A 25,673-nucleotide genomic window follows, 5' to 3' on the forward strand; every position below is an offset into this window, starting at 1 on the left:
CTCTTGTTGCGCCGCAACGCCCCCCCAAGTAAAGGCGCGCAACCCATGACCGACACCAGCACCGATCCGATCATCCTTGCCGTACCCAAGGGCCGCATCCTCGAAGAGGCGCTGCCACTGCTGGCGCATGCCGGAATCGTGCCCGAAGCGGCGTTTTCGGACGAAGGCAGCCGCGCGTTGCGCTTCAAGACCAATCGCCCCGATATCGACCTGATCCGGGTGCGCGCGTTCGACGTCGCGACCTTTGTCGCGCATGGCGCGGCGCAACTGGGCATCGTCGGATCGGACGTGCTCGCCGAATTCGCCTATTCGGAGCTGTATGCGCCGGTGGACCTGGGAATCGGGCATTGCCGCCTGTCGGTGGCCGAGCCGGCCGCGCTTGCCGCAACCGACGATCCGCGCGGGTGGAGCCATGTCCGCGTCGCGACCAAATATCCGCATCTGACCCGCAAGCATTTCGAGGCGCGCGGCGTGCAGGCCGAGTGCATCAAGCTCAACGGCGCGATGGAGCTGGCCCCGCTGCTCGACCTCGCCCCGCGCATCGTCGATCTGGTCTCGTCGGGCCGCACGCTCAAGGAGAATGGCTTGGTTGAGGTCGAGACGATCATGGAGGTGTCGAGCCGCCTGATCGCCAACCGCGCCGCGTTCAAGACGCGGCCGGAGATCGTGCCGCTGGTCGACGCCTTCCGGCGCGCAGTGGAAAGCGAGGCTGCCGCATGATCCGCCTGTCCACGTCCGAGCCGGGCTTTGCCCAGGCGTTCCGCGAACTGGTCGATGCGCGGCGCGAGGCCGATGCCGATGTCGCACGCGACGTGCGCACCATCGTCGCATCCGTCCGAGACGAGGGCGACGCGGCGCTGCACGCCTTTACCCGCAAGTTCGACCGCCACGACCTCAACGAAACCGGTTGGCGGATCGAGAAGAGCGACTGCATCGCCGCCTATGAGGCGCTCGCCCCCGATCTGCGCGCCGCGCTGGAACTCGCCGCCGCACGGATCACCGCCTATCACGAAAAGCAGAAGCCGGCGGACAGCGACACCACCGACGCGGCTGGCGTGCGCACCGGCGCGCGCTGGGGCGCGGTCGAGGCGGCGGGGGTCTATGTCCCCGGCGGGCGCGCGGCCTATCCCAGCTCGGTGCTGATGAACGCGATTCCGGCCAAGGTCGCCGGTGTCGATCGCCTCGTCATGGTCACGCCGACCCCGGATGGTGAGATCAACCCGCTCGTCCTCGCCGCCGCCCACATCGCCGGGGTGGACGAAATCTGGCGCGTCGGCGGAGCTCAGGCGATTGCCGCGCTCGCCTATGGCACCGGGCGGATCGCCGCGGTCGACGTCATCACCGGCCCCGGCAATGCCTGGGTCGCGGAGGCCAAGCGCCAGCTCTACGGCGTGGTCGGCATCGACATGGTTGCGGGGCCGAGCGAGATCGTCGTCGTCGCCGACGGCAAGAACGACCCCGAATGGATCGCCGCCGACCTGCTCAGCCAGTCGGAACATGATCCGACCAGCCAGTCGATCCTGCTGACCGACGACGCGGTGCTGGCGGGCAAGGTGGCTGAGGCGGTGGACCGCCAGATCGGCGAACTGTCGACGCGCAAGGTCGCGCGGCAGAGCTGGGACGCCAATGGCGCGATCATCCTGACCGCGAACCTCGACGAGGCGATCCCGCTGGTCAACAAGCTCGCGCCCGAGCATCTGGAACTGGCGGTGGACGATCCCGACGCGCTGTTTGCGCGGGTGCGTCATGCGGGTTCGGTGTTCCTGGGACGGATGACGCCGGAAGCGATCGGGGATTATGTCGCCGGCCCCAACCACGTCCTGCCCACCGGCCGCCGTGCGCGGTTTGCCAGCGGTCTGTCGGTGCTCGATTTCATGAAGCGCACCAGCTTCCTCGCGCTCGATGCGGCCGGGTTGGCCGCGATCGGCCCGGCGGCGGTGGCGCTGGCGGAGGCGGAAGGGCTGCCGGCGCACGCCACGTCGGTGGCGCTCAGATTGAACCCGTAACATCGTTCAGCCTGAGCTTGTCGAAGGCCTGTTCTTTCCTTCGACGCCGAAAAAAGAACTGCCCTTCGACAAGCTCAGGGCGAACGGACTAAGAGAGACTTATGCCTAGCCCATCTGCCAAGACCCGTTCCAAAGCCCGCGCCGCCGCGCGGCTTGCCGCCGTGCAGGCGCTTTATCAGCAGGAGATGGAGAAGACCCCCCTGCCCCAGCTGCTCACCGAGTTTCACCAGCACCGGCTGGGCGCGACGATCGAGGACGAGGAATATATCGACGCCGACCCGAATTTCTTCGACGATATCGTCAAGGGCGTCGACGCGCGGCGCGACGAGATCGACGCGCTGATCGCGTCGAAGCTGGCGGTCGACTGGAGCTTCGACCGGCTCGACCGTCCGATGCGCCAGATCCTGCGCGCCGGCACCTATGAGCTGCTCGCGCGCAAGGACGTGCCGGTCGGCGCGGCGATCAGTGAGTATCTCGACGTCACCGACGCCTTTTACGACCGGCGCGAGAAGGGGTTCGTCAACGGCCTGCTCGACGCAATTGCGAAGGTGGTGCGGGCTTAACCCTTATCGTCACCCCCGCGAAAGCGGGGGCCCATCTCCTCCGCTATCCACATCTACGCCGGTGCGGTTTGCCGCGCGTCCGGGAGATGGGCCCCCGCGTTCGCGGGGGTGACGAACTTGGCTAGTTCGGCCCGACATTCTTCACCCGGCCCAGCGCGGGTGGCTCCACTATCTGCCCGCGGGCAAACCACGCCTCCAGCGCGTCGAGGTCGAGCATGCCACCCGCGACGATCCGCCCGACCTTCAGCGTGGTGAAGGCATCGCCACCCCCGGCAAGAAACCCGTTCATCGCCACGCGATAGCTGCCCGCCGGGTCGAGCGGCTTGCCTTGCACCAGTGGCGCGATGATCCGCTGCCCCTCTGGTCGCGACGTGTCATAGCTGTAGGTCAGGCCCGACGGGAACAGCAGCTTCGGCCCGTCCGCATTGGTGAATTGCTGCTCCAGCACCGCCAGCAATTGCGCGCCCGTATATTCGCGCACCTGCAGGTTGTTGCCGAACGGCTGGGTGGTGAACAGGTCGCCGAACGTCACCGTGCCGTCCGCCGCCGGAGTAATCGACGCGCGCACCCCACCGGGGTTCATCAGCGCGATCTGTGCGCCGTCCTTCTTCGTGGCCGCCAATTGCGCATCGGCGATCAGCAGGCCGAGCGGCGATTCCACGATCTCGCTATCCTCGTCGCGCAGGATCGGCGCGGACGCCTTGCCCACCGGGCGACGGGCGAGCGGGGCGGCGGCGGCGGCGTAGCGCGCGACGTGCGCCGCAACCGCCGGGTCGGCGGGATAGGTCGGGAATGCAGGGTTCGCCTTGACCGGCCCGCCCGCACTGACCGTGCCGTCGCCCTGCACGATTACCTGCCGCGCCGACCGCGCCGACACTTTGCGCGTGACCGGGTCGAACGTGAGGTCGATGCCGGTCAGCATCGCGCCATTATTGCCCGCGCTGGTCAGCAGCACCGGCTTGGCCGGGTTCGTCGCGGAATAATCGCAGACATAGGCACGGTGGGTGTGGCCCGAGACGATGACGTCGACGCCGGGATCGAGCCGCTCCATGATGTCGAGGATCGGCCCCGACAGCCCGTCGCACTGGTTGGGCTGGTCCGAGCGGGCGGGGTAGCCGCCCTCATGCACCATCAGCACGATCGCGTCGGCACCCTGTGCCTTGAGCTGCGGGATCAGCTTGTTGGCGGTCTCCGCCTCATCAGCGAAGCGATACCCGACGATCCCCGCCGGATCGACATAGGTGCCGGTCATCCGCGTGGTCAGGCCGATAAAGCCGATCGTGACCCTAGACTTGCCGCTGCCGAACGTCTTGAGGCCGGTCGCGGGCATCAGGCTGTTACCCGACGCGTCCAGCGTGTTTCCGGCGAGATAGGTGTAGGACGCGCCCTTGAACGGTTCGAGCTGGCATGGCGCGGCGACCGCATTCTTGTCGCAGCCGCCCTTTTGCAGCCGCAGCAGCTCTTTCGTCCCGCGATCAAATTCGTGGTTGCCCGCCGCATTGAACTCAAGGCCCGCCATGCTCAGCGCCTTGACGGTCGGCTCGTCGAGGAACAGCGAGGAGACGAGCGGGCTGGCACTGGTCAGGTCGCCCGCCGCGACGACGACAGTGTTGGGATTGCCCGCCTTCAGCGCCTTCACCGCCGAAGCGAAATACGCCGCACCACCGGCGGGCACCTTGACCGTCTTGCCGTCCGCCGCCTGCACGTCGATCGGCCGCGCCGGGGTTTCGAGCGCGCCATGGAAATCGTTGAACGCGATGATCCGCACGCTGACTGGCGCGGCAGGCGTCGTCGCCCGCTGCGACGCGCAACCCGCAAGCGAAAGCCCGGCGAGCAATCCAACGATCAGGCGCATGTCATTCTCCCGGCGAGTCGTTCGCCGGTCCGGTAGCAGCGCGCGGGTCAGCCGTCACCGACGCGTTCGATGTCCGCGCCGACGCCCTGCAGTTTCTCCTCCAGCCGCTCATAACCGCGATCGAGGTGATAGATGCGGCTGACCTGGGTCTCGCCCTCGGCGACCAGGCCGGCAAGGATCAGGCTCATCGATGCGCGCAGATCCGTCGCCATCACCGGCGCACCAACCATGCGATCCACCCCGCGCACCACGGCGGTGCGCCCGCTGACGGTGATGTCTGCACCCATGCGCGCCAGTTCGGGCACGTGCATGTAGCGGTTTTCGAAGATCGTCTCGGTCAGCACGCTGGCGCCGTCCGCCTTGCACAGCATCGCCATGAACTGTGCCTGCATGTCGGTGGCGAAGCCCGGATAGGGCGCGGTCGACAAAGTGATCGGTTTGAGCGGACCATCGGCGGCGACGCGGATGCCGTTCGCCTTTTCCTCGATCGTCACCCCCGCCTCGACCAGTGCGTCGAGCGTCGCGCGCATATCGTCGGCCTTGGCGCCTTCCAGCACCACGTCGCCGCCGGTAATCGCCGCGGCGCAGGCATAGCTGCCCGCCTCGATCCGGTCGGGCATCACGCTGTAAGTCGCACCGTGTAGCCGGTCGCGGCCCTCGATCGTCAGCGTCTCGCTGCCGATACCGTGGATCGACGCACCCATTGCGACGAGCAGATTGCACAGATCGACGATCTCGGGCTCACGCGCGGCATTTTCGAGCACCGTGGTGCCGCGCGCGGTGGCAGCGGCCATCAGCGCATTTTCGGTCGCGCCAACCGACACCACCGGGAAGCGATAGCTGCCGCCGGGCAGGCGCCCGCCCGGCGCGGTTGCCTTCACATAGCCGGCCGCAAGCTCGATCTCCGCGCCCATCGCTTCGAGCGCCTTCAAGTGCAGATCGATCGGCCGGTTGCCGATCGCGCAGCCGCCGGGCAGCGACACCGTCGCCACACCCTCACGCCCGAGCAGCGGGCCGAGCACCAGGATCGACGCGCGCATCTTGCGCACAATGTCGTACGGCGCGACGGTCGAAGTCAGGCGCGACGCCCGCACCGTGAGCACGCGACCGAAATCATTGGGACGCGTCCCCTCGATCGCGGTCGATGCGCCCAGCTCATTGAGCAGATGCCCGAAGCTGTCGGCATCGGCGAGACGCGGCAGATTGCGCAGCGTCAGCGGCTCGTCGGTTAACAGCGCGCACGGCATGAGCGTCAACGCGGCGTTCTTCGCGCCCGATATAGCAATATTACCGGATAGGCGGTTTCCGCCGCGGATGAGAATACGGTCCATCAGGGGCTTCTATCGCGTGAAAGGGCGCGCGCAAGTGCGGCCAACCGTTACGCGGCTTGATCGACTTTAATGCGCTGTTTTTTCAGGGCTGCTTTGCAGGAGGTAGTTGGGGGAAGGGACAGAGTGTCAGGGAGTTGTTTCGCGGAGATTCTGGACGAGCTGGTCACGCTCGTGCCGGGAGAGAGGGCCGCGCTCGAGCGTCTGGAGGAACGTCAGCGCCATATCCGGCGTGGCGCGATCCTGCTGCGCGAGAATGAGCCAGCGGATGAGCTGTATATTCTGCGCAAGGGACTGGTGATGAGCTATGTCCTGCTCGACGATGGCAGCCGCCAGATCCTGCGCTTCCACTTTCCCGGTGACGTGCTGGGCATTTCCAGCATCGTCTATCGCGAGGCGCCCGAAACCTTGTCCGCCCTGTCCGACTGCGTGGTGTGCCCGTTCGATCGCCAGGCGTTCAGCGCGCTGTGCGTCGCGCATCCGCGCCTGTCGTCGCTGATCCTTGTGCTGTGCCAGATCGAGCGCGTGGCGCTGACCGACCGGCTTGCCGCGCTCGGCCGCACTTCGGCTAAGGCGCGCGTCGCGGCGCTGCTGCTTGAGTTGCGCAACCGGCTGCGCGGCACCGACAAGACGATCGACAAGGCGTTTAATCTGGGCCTGACGCAGGAAGAGATCGGCGACGCGACCGGCCTCACTTCGGTCCATGTCAACCGCATGCTGCGCCAGTTGGAGGAAGAAGGCATGATCGGCCGCGAATCGGGTCGCGTCACGCTGATCGACGAAGCGGCACTCGCGCGCGCGGCGAATTATGTGAACCGATATGAAGGGCTGGATCTGAGCTGGCTGCCGGAACCGCGCTGAGCGGATCGTCGTCCCGGGCTTGACCCGGGACCGGGCTCCTTCTTTCTACGGGCCAAAAAACAGCCCAGCCCGGGGGTCGAGCCCGGGGCGACGGTGGGAAGCTACGCCTTTTCCAGCGTGCACTGCAGCGGATGCTGGTTCTGCCGCGCGAAATCCATCACCTGCGCGACCTTGGTCTCCGCGACCTCATAGCTGAATACGCCGCACACCCCGACGCCGCGCTGATGCACTGCGAGCATCACGCGTGTCGCCTCCTCCATGTCCATTTTGAAGAAGCGCTGGAGCACCAGCACGACGAACTCCATCGGCGTGTAATCGTCGTTGAGCATCAGCACGCGATAGGGCGTGGGTTTCTTGGTCTTGGCGCGCGTGCGTGTGACGACACCGGTGGCGGTGCCTTCGTCATCGTCGCGATCGGAATCGCTCATCGTGATCGGAGCCATCGAGTTGGTGGTGCGCAGCGCTGTCATGAGACTTGCGAAAATATGGCAGCGGTGAGTCGAGGGCAAGGGGGGAGCAGCATCCGATTTACGGATTTGAGTTTCACTCAAATCTTGCGGCACCGGCCGCAACCCGGCCCAAACCGAAAAAAGGGCGGCCGCACGTGGCGACCGCCCTAATTTTCGTCCGATCCGGACCGGCGCCTGATCAGGCCGCGGTCTTGATCTTCTCCATCGCGACCGCGACGCGGTTCGAGACGGGCTGCGCGGCGTCGCCGGCGAGCTTGATGAACGCTTCGGTGTTCTTCGAGGTTTCGGCGACCATCGAATCGAACGCGCTGCGGACATAGTTGCTCTGCAGCTTGAAGAAGTCGGCCGGCGACTTGACCGCGGCCAGGCTCTTCATCGTGGCGGTCGCCTGCTCGAACTGCTTGCGGCTATATTCGGCGGCGTCCTGACCCATGGTCTCAAAGCCCTTGGCAGCGATCTTGCCGCTCTCGACCAGCGCTTCGACATTGCCCTTGGCCAGCTCGGTCATTTCGCCGACCAGCTTGGTGTTCTTTTCGACAGCGGCCTTCGCCTTGTCGTTCAGTTCGGCGAACATCGCCTGGCTCTTTTCAATGGCTTCCATGGTATAGATTCCCTTGCTTGCGGTGTCCGCCATCTGCGGGGCGGTCTCTTCGATAATCTCGGTTACAGGTGCGGCGACCGTCTCGACGGTTTCCGCGACAGTTTCGATGGCCGGTTCGACAATCTCTTCGATAACCGGTTCGGCCACGTCTGCGATCGGTTCGACCGGCGCGGCAACGGCCTCGACGACCGGCTCCACGACGGGTTCGGGCTTCGGCTCGACCGCCGGCGCGGCGACCTTGGTTGCGGCCTTTGCGACCGGTGCCTTGGCTACCGGCTTCTTCGCCCCGGTACGCGGACCCTTGCTGGCCATATCGACGTCCTCGCTGCGATTATTGCAATGCAGCATATACGCAGACGCCCGGCGGGTTTCAAGGGATTTATTGTGCAGTGCACAAAAAATTTAACGCGTTCGAACGTAACGTCCCGGGGCGGCGCCAAGTTCCTCGTTGACGCTAGGGATTCTCGCCTTTTCTGCCGAGACCCGTGCAGCATCCAGCTGCTCGATCCATTTGATCCAATCGGGCCACCAGCTACCCTTGGTCTCGACCGCGCCTGCAACAAAATCGTCCAGATTTGCTGCACCCGCCGCGTTGATCCAGTACTGATATTTGCCAGATAACGGCGGGTTGACCACGCCCGCAATATGCCCCGATCCGGCGAGGACGAAGCGGATCGGCCCGGCCAGATGCTCGGTCAGCTTCCACACGCTGCGCGGCGGTGCGATATGGTCCTCACGCCCCGCCTGGACATAAGCGGGCGTCATCACCTTGGTCAGGTCGATCGGCGTCCCTCCGATCGCCAGCGCGCCCGGCTGGATCAACAGATTGTCGCGATACAGGTCGGACAGATAGCTAACATGCCACTTCGCGGGCAGATTGGTAACGTCCGAATTCCAATGGAGCAGGTCGAACGGCGTGTAATCCTCGCCCAGCAGGTAATTGCTGGTGACATAGTTCCAGATCAGGTCGCGCCCGCGCAGCAGGTTGAACGTCGCGGCCATATAGCGTCCGTCGAGGAAACCGTCGCTGGTCAGCGACTGGATCAACGCAAGCTGCTCGTCATCGACGAACACGTTGAGGTCGCCCGCCTCGCTGAAATCGACCTGCGCGGTGAAAAAGGTCGCGCTCTTGACCTTCGCTGCCTCGCCGCGCGCGGCCAGCACCGCCAGCGTCGCGGCGAGCGTCGTGCCGGCGACACAATAGCCGATCGTATGCACGCTCTCGACGCCCAGCAAGTCGCGGATCGTGTCGATCGCGTCGATCTGCCCGCGCTCGACATAATCGTCCCAGACCACATCAGCCATGGTCGCATCGGCCGATTTCCACGACACGACGAACACGGTCAGCCCCTGCTCCACCGCCCAACGGATGAAGCTCTTCTCCGGCGTCAGATCGAGGATGTAGAAGCGGTTGATCCAGGGCGGAAAGATCACCAGCGGCGTTTCGAGCACCGTTTCGGTCGTCGGCGAATATTGGATCAGTTCGTAGAGCGGGGTGCGTTTGACCACGCGGCCCGGCGTGGTCGCGATATTCTCGCCCACCGCGAACGCGCCTTCGACCGTCTGGGTCATCTGCCCCTTGCTCATGTCATTGAGCATATGGGCGAGGCCCTTGAGCAGATTCTCGCCCTTGGTCTCGATCGTGCGCTCGACCACCAGCGGGTTGGTCGCGGGGAAGTTGCTCGGGCTCATCGCGTCGATGAACCCCTGCGTCGCGAAACGCAGTTGCTCCTTCTGCTTCGGGGCCAGACCTTCGATCTGGTCGACGCCCTTGAGCAGGTGGTTCGATAGCGTGAGGTAGCTCTGGCGGATGAAGTCGAACACCGGCTGCTCGCGCCATTGCGGCGCCTTGAAACGCTTGTCGCGCGCCTGTTCGGGAGTTTCCTCGAATTTGGGTGCGGCGGCGGGATCGAGGAAGCGCTGCCACAATGTCATCGTATCGGCCCAGAACTCCGCGCCCGCGCGCATCGCTGCGGCGGGGTCGACTGGCGGCACGGTCGGCATCTGGGGCATCGCGGGCATGTGCGCGGGCATCTGACCGGCCAAATCCAGCCCCTGCTCCATCATCATCTGCTGCGCGCGCCCAAACACCCAGGTCCAGTGCTGGAGGTCCTCCAGAGCAGGCTTGGTTTCAGCTGCGGCCTCAGGGGCAGGCTTGGGATCGGGCTTCGGCTTTGCCGCGCGCTTCGCCCTGGGCTTTGCGGCGGTGGCGGTGTCAGGCTTCGTCTTTGCGGTCGTCGTTTTTTTCTTTGCCGTCGCCACGCGCCTCTCCTCTGGCTTGCCGCCCCGCCCCCTGTATAACGAGGCATCGCGCGCAGCGCACCACCCCGAGGAGCCGGAACCCAAGACGATGTCCGAAGAATTCTACCGCATGAAGCGCCTGCCCCCCTATGTCATCGCCGAAGTCAACGCGATGCGGGCAGCGGCGCGCGCGGCGGGAGAGGACATTATCGACCTGGGCATGGGCAATCCCGACCTGCCGCCGCCCGACCATGTCATTGAAAAGCTGATCGAGGTCGCGCGCAAGCCCGACGCGCATGGCTATTCGCAGTCCAAGGGCATTCCCGGTCTGCGCCGCGCGCAGGCGAACTATTATGGCCGCCGTTTTGGCGTCGATATCGATCCCGATAGCGAGGTCGTCGTGACGATGGGGTCGAAGGAGGGGCTCGCCAGCCTCGCCACCGCGATCACCGCGCCGGGCGATGTCGTGCTCGCCCCGAACCCAAGCTATCCGATCCACACCTTCGGCTTCATCTTGGCTGGCGCAACGATCCGCGCGGTGCCGACGACGCCGAACGAGGCCTATTTCGAGAGCCTGGAGCGCGCGATCGCCTTTACCGTGCCGCGCCCCAGCATCCTGGTGGTCAACTATCCGTCCAACCCGACGGCGGAGACGGTCGACCTCGCTTTCTACGAGCGGCTGGTAGCGTGGGCGAAGGAGAACAAGGTCTGGATCCTGTCCGACCTTGCCTATTCGGAGCTGTATTTCGACGGCAAGCCGACGGTTTCGATCCTGCAGGTGCCAGGTGCGAAGGACGTCGCGATCGAATTCACCTCGCTCAGCAAGACCTATTCGATGGCCGGGTGGCGCATGGGCTTTGCGGTCGGCAACAAGCAACTGATCGCGGCAATGACGCGGGTGAAATCGTACCTCGACTATGGCGCCTTCACACCGATCCAGGCGGCGGCCTGCGCCGCGCTCAACGGCCCGCAGGATATCGTCGAGAAGAACCGCCAGCTCTATCACAAGCGCCGCGACGTGCTGGTCGAAAGCTTCGGGCGTGCCGGATGGGACATCCCGCCCCCGCCTGCCTCGATGTTCGCCTGGGCCCCGCTCCCGCCCGCGCTGGCGCATCTCGGCAGCCTTGAATTTTCCAAGCAGCTGCTGACCCATGCCAAGGTCGCGGTCGCACCCGGCGTCGGCTATGGCGAGAATGGCGAAGGGTTCGTGCGCATCGCGATGGTCGAGAATGAGCAACGGCTGCGTCAGGCCGCGCGCAACGTGAAGAAGTATCTCCAGTCGATGGGCGTCAACACCGGCGCGAAATCGGCCTGAACCGAAAAAGGGGCGCCCCGGCCGGAGCGCCCCTTTCCTTTACCGATCTGCAGGGATCAGAAGCGGAAGCCGAAGCCCACCGACGCCTGGCGGCGCTGCAGGTTGAAGCCGGTGCCATAGAAATCGCCGAAGTCGGCGTAAGCGCCTTCGACATTGATATACGCATTCTTCGACACCGCGATTTCGACGCCAAGCGCGCCATAGACGCCGCCCTTGCTGTCGGACGCGGTGGTCGCGCCGCTGGTCGCTTCGATGGTCAGCGAGGCATAGCCAAGCTTGCCGTAGAGCGCAGTGGTCGGGCTCAGTTCGACGCCGACGCGACCGCCGGCAGCCAGGTTGCCCTTGACCTTGAGGCAATCGGGGCCGTCGCACAGTTCGACGCCCGAAAATTCATAGTTCACGAACGGACCGACGGTGACCTTGTTGCTGACCGCGAGGTCGAAACCGATTTCGGCGCCATAGGACACCGCGCTGCCGATCTTGTAGATGTCGCCATCGCCGCTGACGGTCGGGGTTTCGTAGCCGAGACGTGCCTCGATGCGCGCGCCGTCGAACAGATTGCCGGCCGACTCTTCTTCCTGCGCGAACGCGACGCCGGGCAGGCACGACAATGCCGCCGCAGCGACCAGAAGCTTCTTCATAATTCCCCCTTATCGGTGGCCGGAGCGGCCTGAAATACCCGCCGTAAGTGTTTGATTCGACGGGCGCGCTGCCGATATTGCGGCGTGACTTCGCCGTCCATCCGAATTTCTTGCGAACCTGGGAACGGGTGATTGAATTCGGGACAGTGTTGCGCCAGTGCAACGACATGACTCGTCCCGGCTTTGCCTTTTCCCACCGACTGCGCGTGCGCTATGCCGAAATTGACGGGCAGAAGGTCGTGTTTAACTCCCGCTACCTTGAATATGCCGATGTCGCGCTCAGCGAATATTGGCGCTGGCTGAAGCTCGCCGAGTTGCCCGAATGGCGCGATATGGAATTTCACGTCGCCCGCGCCACGGTCGATTACAAGGCGCCGTTCCGGTACGATGACGAATTCGACGCCTTTGCCCGCACCGCGCGGATCGGCACGTCGAGCGTGACCAGCCTGATCGAGCTGGTGCATGCGCAAACCGGCGCGCTGCACACGGTGATCGAGCTGGTCCACGTCAATGTCGATCTGGAGGCTGGACGGTCGGCGCCGATCTCGCTCGATATCCGCCACCGCATGCTCGGAAGCGATTGATTTTGGGAGATACGCGCTCGCCCGGAGCCGCGGGAAACGCGCCGTTAACGGGTCGGGACTAACCTCCCGCCATGCGCCGCGGTCGCCTGTTCCAATCCAATTTTCTGGTCGTTGCCGCAGTCGCGCTGGCCTATTTCCTGTGCGCAGTCGGTGCGATCGCCTTCACCCGGCTGAGCGGTCATGTCGCACTGTTGTGGCTCGCTACCGCGCTGCTGGTCGGGGCGCTGTTGACGCGCCCGGCGACCGAGCGTCCGCTGCACATTGCGAGTTGCTTTGCGGCGTCGGTCGCGGCCTCGCTTGCCGTGTCGCCCTATGCGCCGCTCGCACCCGTGTTCGGTGTGGCGAACATCGTCGAAGCGCTGGTCGCCTGGGCACTGCTGCGCGGACTCGGCGTCGATGCGCGCATGTTCCTCTCGTTGCGGGCTCTCGCCGTGTTCGTTGCGACGGCAGGCGTGGTCGCGCCGCTCGCCAGCGGGGTGATCCCGGCCATCACCCTGCCGCTCTATCAGGGGGCTGACCCGTGGGCGGTATGGCTGAGCTGGGCCATCGGCCACGGCCTCGGCGCGCTCATCGGCACCCCGATCGTCTTGCTCGCGCTGGCATGGCCCACCTATCGCGACCGGTTCATAGGCCCAGCCGCATTGCCCCGTTTTGTCGGCGTGGCACTGCTGGTGAGCGGGGTGACCGGCCTGTGCTTCAGCCAGTCGCACCTGCCGCTGCTGTTCGTGCCAATCCTGCCGCTGATCGTTGCCACCATGGCGTTTCGCGTGGCCGGAGCGACGCTGGGCGTGTTCCTGATCGCGCTGATCGGGGCGGCCTTTACCGTCATGGGCATGGGACCGCTGGAGTTGATCGACGGCAGCGACGCGTTCCAGCTGCAATTCTTCCAATTCTACCTCGCCGTACTGTTCCTGATCGCGGTCCCGTTCGCGACAATGATCGCGCAGAATCAGCGCCTCGCCGCGTCGGTGGCGCTGAGCGAGGCACGCTACCGGCTTATTTCCGAACATGTGTCCGACGTCGTCCTGACGCTCGACCCCAGGGGCGCGGTGCAGTTCGCCTCGCCGTCGATGCGGGAAGTGACCGGCCACGCCCCGGAATCGATCATTGGCAAAAGCCCGGCGGAGCTGGTCCATGAAGTCGATCGCGAGCGGGTACGCGAAGCCTATCGCCAGGTGATCGCCGAGCCCGAGCGGGTGCACCGGTTCGAATTTCGCGGCCATACCGCGACCGGCGGCATCCGCTGGTTCGAGACGACTGCCCGCGCCGTCCGCGACACCGACCAGGCGGTGCTGAGCGTCGTCACGGTTGTGCGCGAGGTCAGCCAGCGCAAGGCGCGCGAAGCCGATCTTCTGCGCCAGGCAAATACCGATCCGATGACCGGCGTGCTCAACCGCCGCGCATTCCAGGATCGGATTGACCAGTTTCGTGCCAACACGCCCGACCGGCCGGGCGCGCTCGCCTTGTTCGATCTCGACCATTTCAAGCGGGTCAATGACGGCCACGGCCATGACGCGGGCGACGCCGCGCTGCTGCACTTCGCCGATGTTCTGCGCGCGAGCGTGCGGGTCGAGGATGTGATCGGGCGCCTGGGCGGGGAGGAATTCGCGGTGCTGTTCCCCGGCCTGTCGACCGCCGCCGCGATGGCCGCGTGCGAGCGGGTGCGTCGCTCGCTGCAGGATGCGCGCATCCATGCCGGCGACACAACCTTCACGATTACGGTCAGCGCCGGGGTCGCGCCGATCCGCCCCGACCTGTCGTCGGACGAAGTGTTCCGCATCGCCGACGCCGCGCTCTATCGCGCCAAGTCGCGCGGCCGCAACCGCAGCGAACTCGCGGCGGCCTGATTACTCGGCGGCCTCCGCCGGGCTTTCACCGACGACATCCTCGGGCAAGGACCAGAGCAGATCGTGCTTGCCCAGCACGCGCCCGTCATGGCTCCGCACTTGCACCGGCGCGATCCGGCGATGGTCGCGCGCATCGACCAGCACCGGCGTCGCGGGCATGCCCGTCTCCCACCGCTCGCCCCATTGCCGCAGTGCAACCATGGTCGGGAGGAGCGCAAAACCCTTTTCGGTCAGGCGATATTCGACCTTGCGGCGATCGTCGTCGCAGGTCTGTCGCGCCAAAATACCATGATCGACCAGCCGCGCGAGCCGGTTGGCGAGAATGTTGCGCGCGATGCCGAGCTCCGACTGGAACTCCTCGAAATGATAGAGGCCGTTGAATGCGGCGCGCAATATCAGGAAGGACCAGCGCTCACCCATCGCCTCCAACGCCGCCGGCAGGCTGCAATTGGTGGCGAGCTGTCGCAGGGGTTCTCGCAGTCCAGTGTGACCCATAACCGGCAAATCTACCCTAATTTCACCGCCGCACAACGCGATAAGTTCCTTGCGGTGCAGCAACAGTTTTTCATTGCAACTGAATACCTATCGGAGTAGGTAGCGATTCGCAACCTTTGTTGCAGTGCACCCCAGGGAGAGTATCATGATCCGCTTCGCCCCGATCGCCGCTGTCGCGCTCTGCCTCAGCGCCGCGACCCCCGCTCTGGCCCAGTCGGGCCACTACACCGCCACTCCGGCGGAGGCGCCGAAGAAGGCCAGCTTCATCACCCAGACGACTGTCTGGAAGTGCAAGGACGGCACCTGCGCTGCGCCCAAGTCGACGATGAGCGACAAGGTGATGTGCGAGCGGGTCGTGCAGCGCGTCGGCGCTCTCAGCACCTTCTCGGTCGGTGGTACCGCATTTGACGCAGAGGCGCTCGCCGCCTGTAACGCGCGCGCCAAGTAAGCCACACAGCCGTCACTTCAACGCAACACCAAACGGGCATCGGCCAGCGCCGGTGCCCGTTTTGCGTGAAACCTGTTGCAAAGCAGCAGCATCACCCCCCACATTCGGCGGGTGCTGCGTCAATATGAACTTGTCGACCGGGTCCTGTCCTACGACCCCGAAGCCAATGAGGCGCTCCTCAATCGCGCCTATGTATTTTCGATGCACGCGCATGGCAGTCAGAAGCGCGCCAATGGCGACCCCTATTTCAGCCACCCGATCGAGGTGGCGGGCATCCTGACCGACCTGCACCTCGACGACGAAACGATCGCGACCGCGATCCTGCACGACACGATCGAGGATACGGTCGCCACACCCGAAGAGATCCTCGCCAAATTCGGGCCGAGCGTCGCGCGGCTGGTCGATGGCGTGACCAAGCTGTCCAAGATCGAAGCGCAGACCGAGAGCGAGCGCGCAGCGGAGAACCTCCGCAAATTCCTGCTCGCCATGTCCGACGACATCCGCGTGCTGCTGGTCAAACTCGCCGACCGGCTGCACAATATGCGCACGCTGCACCATATTCCGAAGCCGGAAAAGCGGCGGCGGATCGCGCGCGAGACGATGGACATCTATGCGCCGCTGGCCGAGCGGATCGGCATGTACGAGTTCATGAAGGAGATGCAGACGCTCGCCTTCCAGCAGCTCGAACCGGAAGCGCATGAATCGATCACCAAGCGGCTCGCGGCGCTGACCGTCGAGGGTGAGGACCGCATCGCCAAGATCGGATCGGGCCTCAAATTGCTGCTGTCGCGCGGCGGGGTCGAGGCGGAGATTTCGGGGCGCGAGAAACACCCCTATTCGATCTGGAAAAAGATGTCGGAGCGGCATGTCAGCTTCGAGCAGCTGTCCGACATCATGGCGTTCCGCGCGATCGTCGGCACCGAAGAAGAATGCTATCGCGCGCTCGGCATCATCCACCGGCGCTGGCCGATGGTGCCGGGGCGGTTCAAGGATTATATCTCGACGCCCAAGCGCAACGGCTATCGCTCGCTGCACACCAGCATCATCCATGCCGGCGACACCCGCGTCGAAATCCAGATCCGCACGCACGAAATGCACAGCCAGGCCGAACACGGCCTCGCCGCGCACTGGTCCTACAAACAGAATGCGGTGCGCCCCGACACCCAAGTCAGCTGGATCCGCGACCTGGTCGACATCCTCGAACAGGCCGAAAGCCCCGAGGAGCTGCTCGAACACACCAAGATGGCGATGTATCAGGATCGCATCTTCGCCTTCACGCCCAAGGGTGAGCTGATCCAGCTGCCCAAGGGCGCAACCCCGATCGACTTCGCCTATGCGGTGCATACCGTTCTGGGCGATCAGGCGGTGGGCGCGAAGATCAATGGCCGCGTCGTCCCGCTGCGCACCGAAATCGCGCAGGGCGATCAGGTCGCAATCCTGCGCTCCAAGGCGCAGCGGCCGCAGGACAATTGGCTGAACTTTGCGATCACGGGCAAGGCACGTGCCGCGATCCGCCGCCATTTGCGCCACAAGGAACGCGACGAGACGATCGCGCTCGGGCGCAAGCTCTATGACGAGATCGTCGGCCGCCTACCGGTCCCGATCGGCGAGGAAGCTTTGGGCGCGGCGCTGACCCGGCTCAAGCTGGAGGACGCCGATGCGCTGATGGAGGCGATTGCGCGGCAAAAGGTCACCGATGCGCAGGTGATGGAAGCGCTGATGCCCGGATCGACCGAGGATGAGGCCGCGCTGATGCCCGTCCAGCGCGTGCCGATCTCGATCAAAGGCCTCACCCCCGGCGTCGCCTTCACCCTCGCCGCCTGCTGCCACCCGGTCCCCGGCGACCGCATCGTCGGCGTGCGCCACCCCGACGCGCCGATCGAGATTCACCAGATCAGTTGCGCCAAACTCGACGCGGTCGAGGATCAGGACTGGGTCGATATCGGCTGGGGCGACAAGGCCGAGGGCGGGACGGCGCGCATTGCCGTCACGCTGAAGAACGAACCCGGCGCGCTCGGCGCGGTCGCGACGCTGCTGGGTCAGCACAAGGCGAACATCCTCAACATCCGCTTCGACACGCGCGACACGACCTTCCACACCAACATGATCGACGTCGAAGTGCGCGACGCCGCGCATCTGATGAAGCTGATCGCGGCGCTGCGTGCGGCGGACGCGGTGAGTTCGGCGGAGCGGGTTTAGGGGCGCGGAAGATCGGCCTCGTTGTCGAAGGCGTTAGCGTAAGAGGGGGTTATCATCGAATGGCGAACCACATGGCGTTCCGCTTTGATTGGCACGATGTCCTGGACGCCATTATCTCCAATGTGCAGGGCTTAAACGCGGACATTATGGACGACGGTTCTGCTCGGTGGGAGGCCGTGGCCATCTGCCTCGACCGCAGAGCGATCATGGTGACGGTGGAGCCAGACACAGACCAGATCATCCTGTCGCTCACAGATCTGCCTTCAGGCGATGGATGGGCGCCGATTTCCTCCTTTGATTTCGCCGTTTCCAAGCCATTGGGTTGGTCTTGGCTTGGCATCAATTCCCAAGGTTACAAGGACAGCTTTACGATCGCGTTGGGTGACGTAGTTCCGGATGCACTGCAGCCGCGGTTCATGTTCATCGCCGCGGCCTCGTCACTGACTGGCCTCGACCTCATACCTCACCGCGCAATCGGCTGACCGCTCCCCGGCCAAGAAAACGCCCGCCCCGGGGGCTGATCCGGGGCGGGCAGGAACCGGCACGTTCGCGCGGGCCGGAGGGTCGGGTCAGTTGGCGGCGCGGGTTGCCTGATCCATCAGCGCCTTGGCGGTCTTGATCGCGTCGGCCTCCTTGGTCTTGCCGCTCTGCACGTCGCCCGCGATCTCCAGCAGGCGGCTGGCGATCACCGTGCCGGATTCCGCCGCCTCGGTGATGCGGATGCCATTCTTGGCGGCGGCGATGCGGTCCCATTCGGCGCGCACTGCGGCCCAATAGCCCTTGGTCGCGGCCCAATACTCGTCCGCCGCCTTGACGCTGTAGCCGTCGAACTTGGTGTAGGTGTTGAGCACATATTCCTGCACCACCGGCTCTAGCTTGCCGTCGAACTGGCCCATCTTGGTATTGTCCTGCCAATGGACCCAGCCGCCGGGGAAGCTCTGGTGGCGGTTGATGCCGAGATAGCGGTCATAGACCGGGCCGCGCACCGCATCGCGGCGGGCGAGCGGGCGCCAGGTCCAGTTGGAGCGCCAGCGCCGCACCCCCGCTTCGGTCGTCCACTGCCCCCAGCCGCCATAGCGCGGGCTGTCATCGACCTGATACACCGTCTGCGACCAGCGGCCCGCACGCATGCGTTCGGGCACTTCCTCCCAGGTCCAGCTGTCGGGGCCGGAATAGACCAGCACCTTTTCGGGCTCATACTCCCAGTCCTGCCGCCAATGCTTGATGACATGGTCCTTGCCCTCATGGCTCACGACCAGCAGGTGCTGGAGCCGGATCACGCGGCCGGTGTCCTCGATCACGCGCACCGATTCATGCCCACCCGAAATCTTCGCCTCGATCGGCACATAGCTTTCGCGCCAGGGGGTCGATTCGCGCATGTCGAAGCGAACCTTGTAGTTGCCCGCCATCGCCAGAATGTCGCGGCGATCGGCTTCGAACGATGCCTTCTCCTCGTCGGGCGTGCGCACCCGCACGGGGCCATCGGCCAGTGCCGGGGCGGCGGTTGCGGTCAGGAGCGCGGCGGCGATGCTCAATCGAATCCAGTGTTTCATCTTACCCTCCGTTGATGTCGTTGTTCAGAAGCGGAAGCTCACCGACACGCTGCCGTTGCGGCCCGGCTGGGTGTAGGCGTCCTTGATGGTGGAAGTCGGCGAGAGGCCGCGCACATCGCTCCACCAGGCATAGGTTTCGTCGGTCAGGTTGAAGACGCCGCCGCGCAGCGTGATGCTCTCGGTGACCTTCGCGAATGCCGTCAGGTCGAGCGTGGTGAACGCGGGCGGGGTGTAGCCGCCGCCCGCTCGGTCGGTTTCCTTCTTCGCGCTGTGCGTGGCGATGAGCTGTCCACCGAAGCGTCCGCCCGGATCGCGCCAGCCCGCGCCGATCACGACCTTGAGCGGATCGACGGTCAGCAAGGGCGAGCGGGTGCCGCTCGGCGCGATCTCGTCGCCGGTTGCGTAGGCGATCGACAGCCGCCCGGTGAAGCCGGTGTCGCTCCACGCCTCGAACTTCGCCTCGATCCCTTCGACCTCGGCCTTGTCGATGTTGATGAACTGATAGATTGCCGGATCGGCGGGGGTGAAGCTGCCGCCCACCACTTCCTGCGAAATGAAGTCGTCATAATCGGCGTGGAAGGCAGTGACGTCGAGCCGGACATTGTCGCCCAGGAAGCGCACGCCCGCCTCGAAACTCGCGCTGGTTTCGGGGCGCAGGTCGGGGCTAGGCGCGGCGATATAGCCGAAGGCAAGGTTGCCGAAGAAGGCGTTGACCTGGCTCGGTTCGGGCGCCTTGAACCCCTGCGCATAGTTGGCGAACAGCCGGACGCGGTTGCCGAGCTTCACGACCGCGCCGAGCTTGGGCGAAACGCGCGATCCCGACTGGGCGACCGCAGTGATGCCGGGGAAGGTCTGGCTCATGTCCGGCGACAGCTCGAAATGGTCGAAGCGCAGCGCCGGATGGAACGTCACCGGGCCGAGCGTCACCTCACCCGCCGCGAACAGGCCGACCAATGTGTAATCGGTGTCGGGGAAAGCGCGGGTCGGAAAGGTCTCGCCTGCGGGCGGCACGGTGCCGTCGCGCAGCCCCTGTTGCTCGGTCTGGCTGATATCGCCGCCGACGATCAGCCGCAGGGGCAGCTCGGCCGACCCGAAGTTGAACCTCGCCTCGCCGGCCGTGCCATAGACGCGGTTCTTGAAGATGTTGAGCCGGGTGCGGTCGACCGCCGGGTTGCGGTCCTCGAAAGTGAACTGGCTGTCCTCCGAATCCTGCAGATACACTGCGAGGCGCGCAGACTCGACCAGCCCCTCCCCGGTCAGCGTCCAGTCGAGCGCAGTGCGCCAGCGGTGGCCGGTGTCGGTCGCGTCGAGGTTGACCACGGTCGCGCTGTGTCCGGTTAGCACATCGGTGAAGAGGTGCGTGTCGAGATACTCGCCGGTCAGGCGGATGCGGTGCCCGCCGCGCTCCCAGACCAGCCGCCCCAGTGCCGCATTTGAGCGGCCATCCTGCGGATTGGCCTGCGTCCGTGTCGCACCGGTACCCCCGACCAACCCCTGATTCTCATATTCGTGGAAGTCGCGACGGGTATAGGCCGCCATCGTCGACCAGTCGCCCGACCGGCCCGCGACGATCGCGGTCTCGCTGAACTCGTCATCGGCCGAGGAATAGGCGGCGCGCAACAGGCCGCCGACATTCTGGCCCTCGCGCAGCAGATCTTTGGGATCGCTGGTGATGAAGCTGACCGCACCGGCGAGACCGTCGCTACCATACAGCGCCGAGGATGCACCGCGCAGAATCTCGACCGACTTGATCAGGCCCAGATCGACATAGTCGCCGCGACCCACACCCTGCGCGCCGAAGCTGAACCCGTCGGGCACGCGAACGCCATCGACCTGAATCAGCACGCGGTTGCCGCCAAGTCCGCGGATGGTGAAGCCTTCATTGCCCGCGCGGCCGGTCGTGCCGAGCGCCGCACCGAAACGTGTCGGCTGGCGCGTGACGCTGACACCCGGCTCGAACCGCACCAGTTCCTTGATGTCGGTGACCAGGTCGTCGGCGATCTGTTCTTCGTCGATCACGCTGACGGTGGCCGGCGCATCCTGCGTCGCGATCGGCGTGCGGGTGGCGGTGATGGTCACTATATCCTTCGGATCGGCATCCGCATCGCTGGCCCAGGCGGGCGTTGCGAGCAGCGCGGCGAGCGCGACTCCAGAACCAAGAACGATACGCTGCGACTTCATACCAAACCCCTTTTACATGCGAATGCGAGTGATTCTCATTTGCGAGTCGGTTAGGCGGCGTCGTTTCGGGTGTCAACCGCGTCGGCATAAATCGCGCATGACGAGGGCCGCGCGGCGCGCTAAGACCGCGGCATGCAACGTCCAAAGCTCTCGGTCGTCGTGCCGTGCTACAATGAGGAAGGCTGTCTCGAGCTGCTGCACGCCCGCGTGTCGGCGGCGGCGCGTGCCGCGGTTGGCGACGATTATGAGATCGTCCTGGTCAATGACGGATCGCGCGATGGCAGCTGGTCCGTCATGCAGCGGCTGTCTGCCGCCGACCCGCATCTCGTCGCGGTCAATCTGTCACGCAATCACGGGCACCAGCTCGCGCTGACCGCAGGGCTCGACCTGTGTGCGGGCGACGAGATTCTGGTGATCGATGCCGATTTGCAGGACCCGCCCGAGCTGCTCACCGACATGCGCGCGACGATGCGCGAACAGGGCGCGGACGTGGTCTATGCCGTGCGCCGCAAGCGCGATGGCGAGACGTTCTTCAAAAAGGCGACCGCCGCGCTCTTCTACCGCATGCTCGACCGGATCACCGACACGCCGATCCCGCTCGACACCGGCGATTTCCGCCTGATGAGCCGCCGCGCACTCGACGCCTTCCTGTCGCTGCCCGAACAGGCGCGCTTCATTCGTGGCATGGTCGCCTGGGTCGGCTTCCGTCAGGTGCCGTTCGTCTATGACCGGCATGAGCGCCACGCGGGCGAGACGAAGTATCCGCTGGCCAAGATGGTCCGCTTCGCGCTCGACGCCGTCACCGGCTTCTCGACCGCGCCGCTACGCTTCGCCAGCCATGTCGGGCTTGCGCTGACCGGCCTGTCGGTGCTGCTGTTCCTCTACATCGTCGTCGGCTGGCTGTTCGGCAATGCGGTGCAGGGCTGGACCTCGACCATGCTGGTCGTCGTGTTCCTCGGCGCGGTGCAGATGTTCGTGCTGGGCATGATCGGCGAGTATCTTGGCCGGCTCTATGTCGAATCGAAGCGGCGCCCGCTCTACCTCGTCGCCGATGTGGCGGGGCCGGTTAAGGGCCATGCCTCGCTCGGCTATCGCTTCCGTGATTCGGGTGAGGTCACCGTGTCCCCGTTCGCGCCGCCCCGCGCCGATGCGGACGAACCCGTCCAGGCCAAGGCCCCCAAGCGCAAGCCCGAGCCGCCCACCTTGCTGTGAGGGCCGCGTTCGCCCTCATCGCGCTTGCGCTCGCCGCGCCGGTTCGGGCGCAGGATGCGCCGCCATTGCGCGATCGGGTCGTGGCGGAGTTCGCCAAGGCACCCGTTGGCGCGCGGTTCGGTCTGGTGGTTAGCGACGGCAATGGGCGTGAGATCATGTCGATCCGCCCCGAAGAGCGCTTCATCCCGGCATCCAACACCAAGATTGTGACCACCGCTGCCGCCTGGTGGGCTATGCCCGATGCGATGACCGCGCCCGACACGACCGGCGGCGCGGCGGTGCGGGTCGAGGGCAAGGATGTGATCCTCACCGGACGCGGCGACGCGCGGCTGTCGAGCGCGGCGGATTGCGTCACCAACTGCCTCAGCCAACTCGCCAACGCGATTGCCGCCGGCATCCGCCGCGTGCGCAACATCACCGGCGACGCAACCCTGTTCCCCGACGAGCGCTGGAGTTCGGGGATGAGCTGGAACAATATCCCGTCGCGCTCCGGCACCGCCAATTCAGCCCTGAGCCTCGATGACAATGAGCTGGTCGCGACGCTGACGCCGGGTACACCGGGCGCGGCGCCAAAGGTCGATCATCTGGGCTATGCGACGATCGACAATCGCGTCGTGACCGTCGCAGCGGGCGGCAAGACCGACATCGCGTTCGACCGCCTGCCCTTCGACCGCACGATCCGCGTCACCGGCACCATCGCCGCTGACGCACCGCCGCGCACGCTCCGCTTCGCCATCGATGATCCGGCGCATTACGCGGCGTGGCGGCTCGCGGCATTGCTGCGCGAGCGCGGGGTGAAGGTCAGCGGGACGGTGACGTCGCGCTACCGCGCGCTCGATTCCGCAACCGACGATCCGGTCAAGCGCACCGCCCCACCGCCCCGCCCACCGGAACCTACATGGCTCGCCGCGCTCACCCCGCCCCCGCTGGCGGACGATGTGCGCACGATCAACAAGGTCAGCCAGAATCTGCACGCCGAACTGCTGCTGCGCCGCACCGGGCTGATCGAGGGCACCGGATCGGTCGCTGACGGCCAGCAACACGTCGCCACGATGTTCGCCGCCGCCGGAGTGCCGCGCACCGCGTTCGACTTTTCCGACGGGTCGGGCATGTCGACCTATAACCGCATCGCCCCGCGCGGCATGGTGACCCTGCTCGACTGGATCGCGCGCCAGCCGTGGGGCACGGCGTGGCGCGAGACGTTGCCGGTTGGCGGTGTCGACGGCACGCTGGCGCGGCGGTTCAAGGGCACCGCGCTCGAAGGCCGCATCTTCGCCAAGACCGGATCGATCAATGCGACCAACGCGCTGGCCGGCTATATGTTGGCCAAGAGCGGTAAATTGCTCAGCTTCGCCGCCTATGCCAATGATGTGCCGGGGGATGCGTCGGGCACACCGATGATCGACGCGGCGCTGGTGGCGGTCGCCGAGGCGAACTGAGGCCACGCCGCCCCGACCGGGGGATAGGCCATGCTGCTCGCCGCAATGATGCTGGTTCAGGATGCGGCTTCGCTTGAGGCCGCCGGACGCTACGCCGACGCCGAACGCGCGCGGCGATCCAGCTACGAACAGGCGCAGCGGCGCGGCGCTGGCACTGTGGCGACGGCGGACGCGGCGGAGAAGCTGGCGGACAATCTGGCGATGCAGTTGCGCCTTGCCGATGCCGAACCCTTATATCGCCGCGCCTTCGAGATCCGGCTGGCAAAGCGCGGCGAGAAACATGGCGACACCGCGCGCAGCCTGCGACAACTCGCCTCGCTGGCGATGGCGCGGGGTGCATTGGGCGAGGCTGAGGCGCTCGCGCGACGGTCGCTCGACATCCAGCGCGGGCTGGCCCCGGCGGGCGGGATGGAACTGGCCTGGGCGCTCAACACGCTCGCCGAAGTTCTCGCGGCACAGGGCAAGGCGTTCGACGCCGATCCGCTGTTCGCTGAGGCGGTGACGATCGCACGCGCGCAGGGCGATGCCGACCTCGCCATCCTGCTCAACAATCGCGGCAATAATTTTTACCGCATGGCCACCGCCACGGTGATCCCGCCGATGTTCCGGCGGCGCGCGGGCGCGACGCGTTCGGTGGTTGCGCCGACCGATCAGGACGCAAGCAGCGGGCTCGACCCGCTGCGCAAGCGCGCCTTCCTCGCCCAAGGTCGCGACCTGTTGAATGAGGCGATGCGGATGTTCGTTGCCGCGTCAGGGGCCGACCATCCCGATGTCGCCAATCTGCTCAACGGCCTCGCCGCCAATTACCGCGCCGACGGGAAGCCGATCGAGGCCGAAGCGCGCTACCGTGAGGCGCTGGCGATCAAGGCACGCTTCCTGCCGCCCGACAATCGCGATCGGATCGTCGGCGAGTGGAGTCTCGGCGACCTGCTCGCCACCCGAGCGGGACGCGAGGCGGAGGCGCGGACCCGGCTACGCGCGGCAATGGGTGGCGCGATGGCGTCACAGACGCGTTTCCGCACCTTCGACGCGGCGGCGAGCAGTGAACTGCGCAGCTATGCTCCGGTGTTCGCGACCAGCATCCGCGTCGCGTGGCGTTTGTCGGCTACTTCGGCTGCGCCAGCACGATGATCGAAAGGCCGGGCGGCAGCGGCACGCGGCCGAGCAAATGGCGTTCCAGCCCGAAAATCTTCTCGAACGCCCAGTTGAGCGGCCCGGGCGGCGGCGAATCGTCGCTGTCGTCCTTGCCGGTCAGCTTGCCCGCGAGACGCGCGGCGACTGCAGCGGGGAACAGCAGCGAGTTGAACCAGCGCAGCTTGCGCCATTTGAGCCCAGCCTTGTCCAGAGCCGCGGTCAGCGTGGCCTTGGAGTAACGGCGCTTGTGGTGGTTCACCACGTCGTGCGCGCTCCACATCCATTGATGCGCGGGGACGGTGATCAGGATCGTCCCGCCGGGCTTGAGGCGCTTCGCCATTCCCGCGAGCGCCGCGACGTCATCCTCGACATGCTCGACCACATCGAGCACCGCGATCAGGTCATATTGCCCCTCGGCAACGCCGCTCAGCTCGGGCAGCGGCGCGGTGCCGACCTCCTTGCCCAGCCGCGCGCTGGCGACAGTGCGGGCAGCCTCATCGATCTCGATCGCGTCGACCTGCCCGAATGCGCCCAGCATCGGCAGGTTGTGGCCGGTGCCGCAGCCGATCTCCAGGATCCGCGCATCTTTTGGCGGCTGAACATAGCGTGCGATGTAATCGGCGAGGATGTCGCGGCGCGCCACATACCACCAATGGGTGGAATCATGCTCGGCCATGCGGTCGTAAACGATGCGGTCCAT

The 25,673-nt window shown here is 65.7% G+C and carries 23 protein-coding genes; 13 read left to right on the forward strand and 10 right to left on the reverse strand.

Translation table 11 applies throughout. The annotated features are described in order from the left end of the window. Positions 1 to 45 precede the first annotated feature (45 nt). The 3 genes from hisG to nusB all read left to right on the forward strand — a co-directional run bounded on the left by hisG (position 46) and on the right by nusB (position 2,569). The gene (gene hisG, locus KYX69_RS06365; protein WP_300495138.1) at positions 46 to 720 is read left to right on the forward strand and encodes an ATP phosphoribosyltransferase; all 675 of its coding nucleotides are present in this window, start codon (positions 46 to 48) and stop codon (positions 718 to 720) included. Further along, the gene (gene hisD / locus KYX69_RS06370; protein WP_300495141.1) at positions 717 to 2,006 is read left to right on the forward strand and encodes a histidinol dehydrogenase; all 1,290 of its coding nucleotides are present in this window, start codon (positions 717 to 719) and stop codon (positions 2,004 to 2,006) included. Before hisG ends, hisD begins: the two co-directional genes overlap by 4 nt. A 101-nt stretch (positions 2,007 to 2,107) precedes the next feature. After that, complete coding sequence (gene nusB, locus KYX69_RS06375; RefSeq protein WP_300495144.1) at positions 2,108 to 2,569, forward strand: transcription antitermination factor NusB; 462 nt, start codon at positions 2,108 to 2,110, stop codon at positions 2,567 to 2,569. A gap of 121 nt (positions 2,570 to 2,690) precedes the next feature. Here nusB and KYX69_RS06380 read toward each other — a convergent pair whose 3' ends face one another. Further along, positions 2,691 to 4,424: a bifunctional metallophosphatase/5'-nucleotidase gene (locus tag KYX69_RS06380; RefSeq protein WP_300495145.1), complete on the reverse strand. Its 1,734-nt coding sequence runs from the start codon at positions 4,422 to 4,424 to the stop codon at positions 2,691 to 2,693. 47 nt (positions 4,425 to 4,471) lie between these two features. Beyond that, the gene (murA, locus tag KYX69_RS06385; protein WP_300495146.1) at positions 4,472 to 5,755 is read right to left on the reverse strand and encodes a UDP-N-acetylglucosamine 1-carboxyvinyltransferase; all 1,284 of its coding nucleotides are present in this window, start codon (positions 5,753 to 5,755) and stop codon (positions 4,472 to 4,474) included. Positions 5,756 to 5,878: 123 nt separating this feature from the next. Between murA and KYX69_RS06390 the strand changes: the two genes are divergently transcribed. After that, positions 5,879 to 6,613, forward strand: coding sequence for a Crp/Fnr family transcriptional regulator (locus KYX69_RS06390; RefSeq protein WP_300495148.1), 735 nt, complete (start codon positions 5,879 to 5,881; stop codon positions 6,611 to 6,613). 101 nt (positions 6,614 to 6,714) lie between these two features. On the opposite strand, the gene clpS is transcribed toward KYX69_RS06390, so the two are convergent. The 3 genes from clpS to KYX69_RS06405 all read right to left on the reverse strand — a co-directional run bounded on the left by clpS (position 6,715) and on the right by KYX69_RS06405 (position 9,802). Then, positions 6,715 to 7,056 carry an ATP-dependent Clp protease adapter ClpS gene (gene clpS / locus KYX69_RS06395; protein ID WP_300495222.1) on the reverse strand — a complete coding sequence of 114 codons (342 nt, stop codon included), beginning with the start codon at positions 7,054 to 7,056 and terminating at the stop codon, positions 6,715 to 6,717. A gap of 205 nt (positions 7,057 to 7,261) precedes the next feature. Beyond that, the gene (locus tag KYX69_RS06400; protein WP_300495150.1) at positions 7,262 to 8,032 is read right to left on the reverse strand and encodes a phasin family protein; all 771 of its coding nucleotides are present in this window, start codon (positions 8,030 to 8,032) and stop codon (positions 7,262 to 7,264) included. 54 nt (positions 8,033 to 8,086) lie between these two features. Continuing rightward, entirely contained in the window at positions 8,087 to 9,802 is a 1,716-nt protein-coding gene (locus KYX69_RS06405) for a class I poly(R)-hydroxyalkanoic acid synthase (protein WP_300495224.1), read from the reverse strand. A gap of 232 nt (positions 9,803 to 10,034) precedes the next feature. On the opposite strand from KYX69_RS06405, the gene KYX69_RS06410 reads away from it, so the two are divergent. Further along, positions 10,035 to 11,240 carry an LL-diaminopimelate aminotransferase gene (locus KYX69_RS06410; protein ID WP_300495228.1) on the forward strand — a complete coding sequence of 402 codons (1,206 nt, stop codon included), beginning with the start codon at positions 10,035 to 10,037 and terminating at the stop codon, positions 11,238 to 11,240. Between the two features lie 56 nt (positions 11,241 to 11,296). On the opposite strand, the gene KYX69_RS06415 is transcribed toward KYX69_RS06410, so the two are convergent. Continuing rightward, positions 11,297 to 11,881, reverse strand: a complete 585-nt coding sequence (locus tag KYX69_RS06415; RefSeq protein WP_300495152.1) for a porin family protein — start codon at positions 11,879 to 11,881, stop codon at positions 11,297 to 11,299. Between the two features lie 167 nt (positions 11,882 to 12,048). Here KYX69_RS06415 and KYX69_RS06420 point away from each other — a divergent pair, with 167 nt between their 5' ends. After that, on the forward strand, positions 12,049 to 12,465 hold the full coding sequence (locus KYX69_RS06420) for a thioesterase family protein (protein ID WP_300495154.1): 417 nt from the start codon (positions 12,049 to 12,051) through the stop codon (positions 12,463 to 12,465). 71 nt (positions 12,466 to 12,536) lie between these two features. Next, a complete protein-coding gene (locus tag KYX69_RS06425; RefSeq protein WP_300495156.1) occupies positions 12,537 to 14,312 on the forward strand; it encodes a diguanylate cyclase in 1,776 nt (591 codons plus the stop codon). Here the strand turns inward: KYX69_RS06425 and KYX69_RS06430 are convergent, their stop codons facing one another. Continuing rightward, positions 14,313 to 14,807 (reverse strand): helix-turn-helix domain-containing protein, encoded by a 495-nt coding sequence (locus KYX69_RS06430; protein WP_300495158.1) that lies wholly within the window; start codon positions 14,805 to 14,807, stop codon positions 14,313 to 14,315. A gap of 145 nt (positions 14,808 to 14,952) precedes the next feature. Between KYX69_RS06430 and KYX69_RS06435 the strand changes: the two genes are divergently transcribed. From KYX69_RS06435 to KYX69_RS06445, 3 genes are all read left to right on the forward strand, one after another. Beyond that, on the forward strand, positions 14,953 to 15,255 hold the full coding sequence (locus tag KYX69_RS06435) for a hypothetical protein (protein WP_300495160.1): 303 nt from the start codon (positions 14,953 to 14,955) through the stop codon (positions 15,253 to 15,255). A gap of 111 nt (positions 15,256 to 15,366) precedes the next feature. Then, entirely contained in the window at positions 15,367 to 17,454 is a 2,088-nt protein-coding gene (locus KYX69_RS06440; RefSeq protein WP_300495162.1) for a bifunctional (p)ppGpp synthetase/guanosine-3',5'-bis(diphosphate) 3'-pyrophosphohydrolase, read from the forward strand. A gap of 59 nt (positions 17,455 to 17,513) precedes the next feature. Then, the gene (locus tag KYX69_RS06445; protein ID WP_300495164.1) at positions 17,514 to 17,936 is read left to right on the forward strand and encodes a DUF6334 family protein; all 423 of its coding nucleotides are present in this window, start codon (positions 17,514 to 17,516) and stop codon (positions 17,934 to 17,936) included. Positions 17,937 to 18,023: 87 nt separating this feature from the next. On the opposite strand, the gene KYX69_RS06450 is transcribed toward KYX69_RS06445, so the two are convergent. Both KYX69_RS06450 and KYX69_RS06455 read right to left on the reverse strand, forming a co-directional pair. Beyond that, on the reverse strand, positions 18,024 to 19,007 hold the full coding sequence (locus KYX69_RS06450; protein WP_300495166.1) for a DUF6607 family protein: 984 nt from the start codon (positions 19,005 to 19,007) through the stop codon (positions 18,024 to 18,026). A gap of 24 nt (positions 19,008 to 19,031) precedes the next feature. Then, positions 19,032 to 21,188, reverse strand: a complete 2,157-nt coding sequence (locus tag KYX69_RS06455) for a TonB-dependent hemoglobin/transferrin/lactoferrin family receptor (RefSeq protein ID WP_300495168.1) — start codon at positions 21,186 to 21,188, stop codon at positions 19,032 to 19,034. A 132-nt stretch (positions 21,189 to 21,320) separates the two neighbouring features. Between KYX69_RS06455 and KYX69_RS06460 the strand changes: the two genes are divergently transcribed. The 3 genes from KYX69_RS06460 to KYX69_RS06470 are packed head-to-tail and all read left to right on the forward strand — an operon-like array spanning position 21,321 to position 24,970. Continuing rightward, the gene (locus KYX69_RS06460) at positions 21,321 to 22,400 is read left to right on the forward strand and encodes a glycosyltransferase family 2 protein (RefSeq protein WP_300495170.1); all 1,080 of its coding nucleotides are present in this window, start codon (positions 21,321 to 21,323) and stop codon (positions 22,398 to 22,400) included. Then, on the forward strand, positions 22,397 to 23,839 hold the full coding sequence (gene dacB / locus KYX69_RS06465) for a D-alanyl-D-alanine carboxypeptidase/D-alanyl-D-alanine-endopeptidase (RefSeq protein ID WP_300495172.1): 1,443 nt from the start codon (positions 22,397 to 22,399) through the stop codon (positions 23,837 to 23,839). The genes KYX69_RS06460 and dacB overlap by 4 nt, the downstream gene beginning before the upstream one ends. A gap of 30 nt (positions 23,840 to 23,869) precedes the next feature. Next, positions 23,870 to 24,970, forward strand: coding sequence for a tetratricopeptide repeat protein (locus tag KYX69_RS06470; protein WP_300495174.1), 1,101 nt, complete (start codon positions 23,870 to 23,872; stop codon positions 24,968 to 24,970). On the opposite strand, the gene KYX69_RS06475 is transcribed toward KYX69_RS06470, so the two are convergent. Next, positions 24,945 to 25,673, reverse strand: a complete 729-nt coding sequence (locus KYX69_RS06475; protein ID WP_300495176.1) for a class I SAM-dependent methyltransferase — start codon at positions 25,671 to 25,673, stop codon at positions 24,945 to 24,947. The two genes, KYX69_RS06470 and KYX69_RS06475, sit on opposite strands and share 26 nt — an antisense overlap.

Source organism: Sphingomonas sp. (genome assembly GCF_030145815.1).
Classification (GTDB): Bacteria; Pseudomonadota; Alphaproteobacteria; order Sphingomonadales; family Sphingomonadaceae; genus Sphingomonas.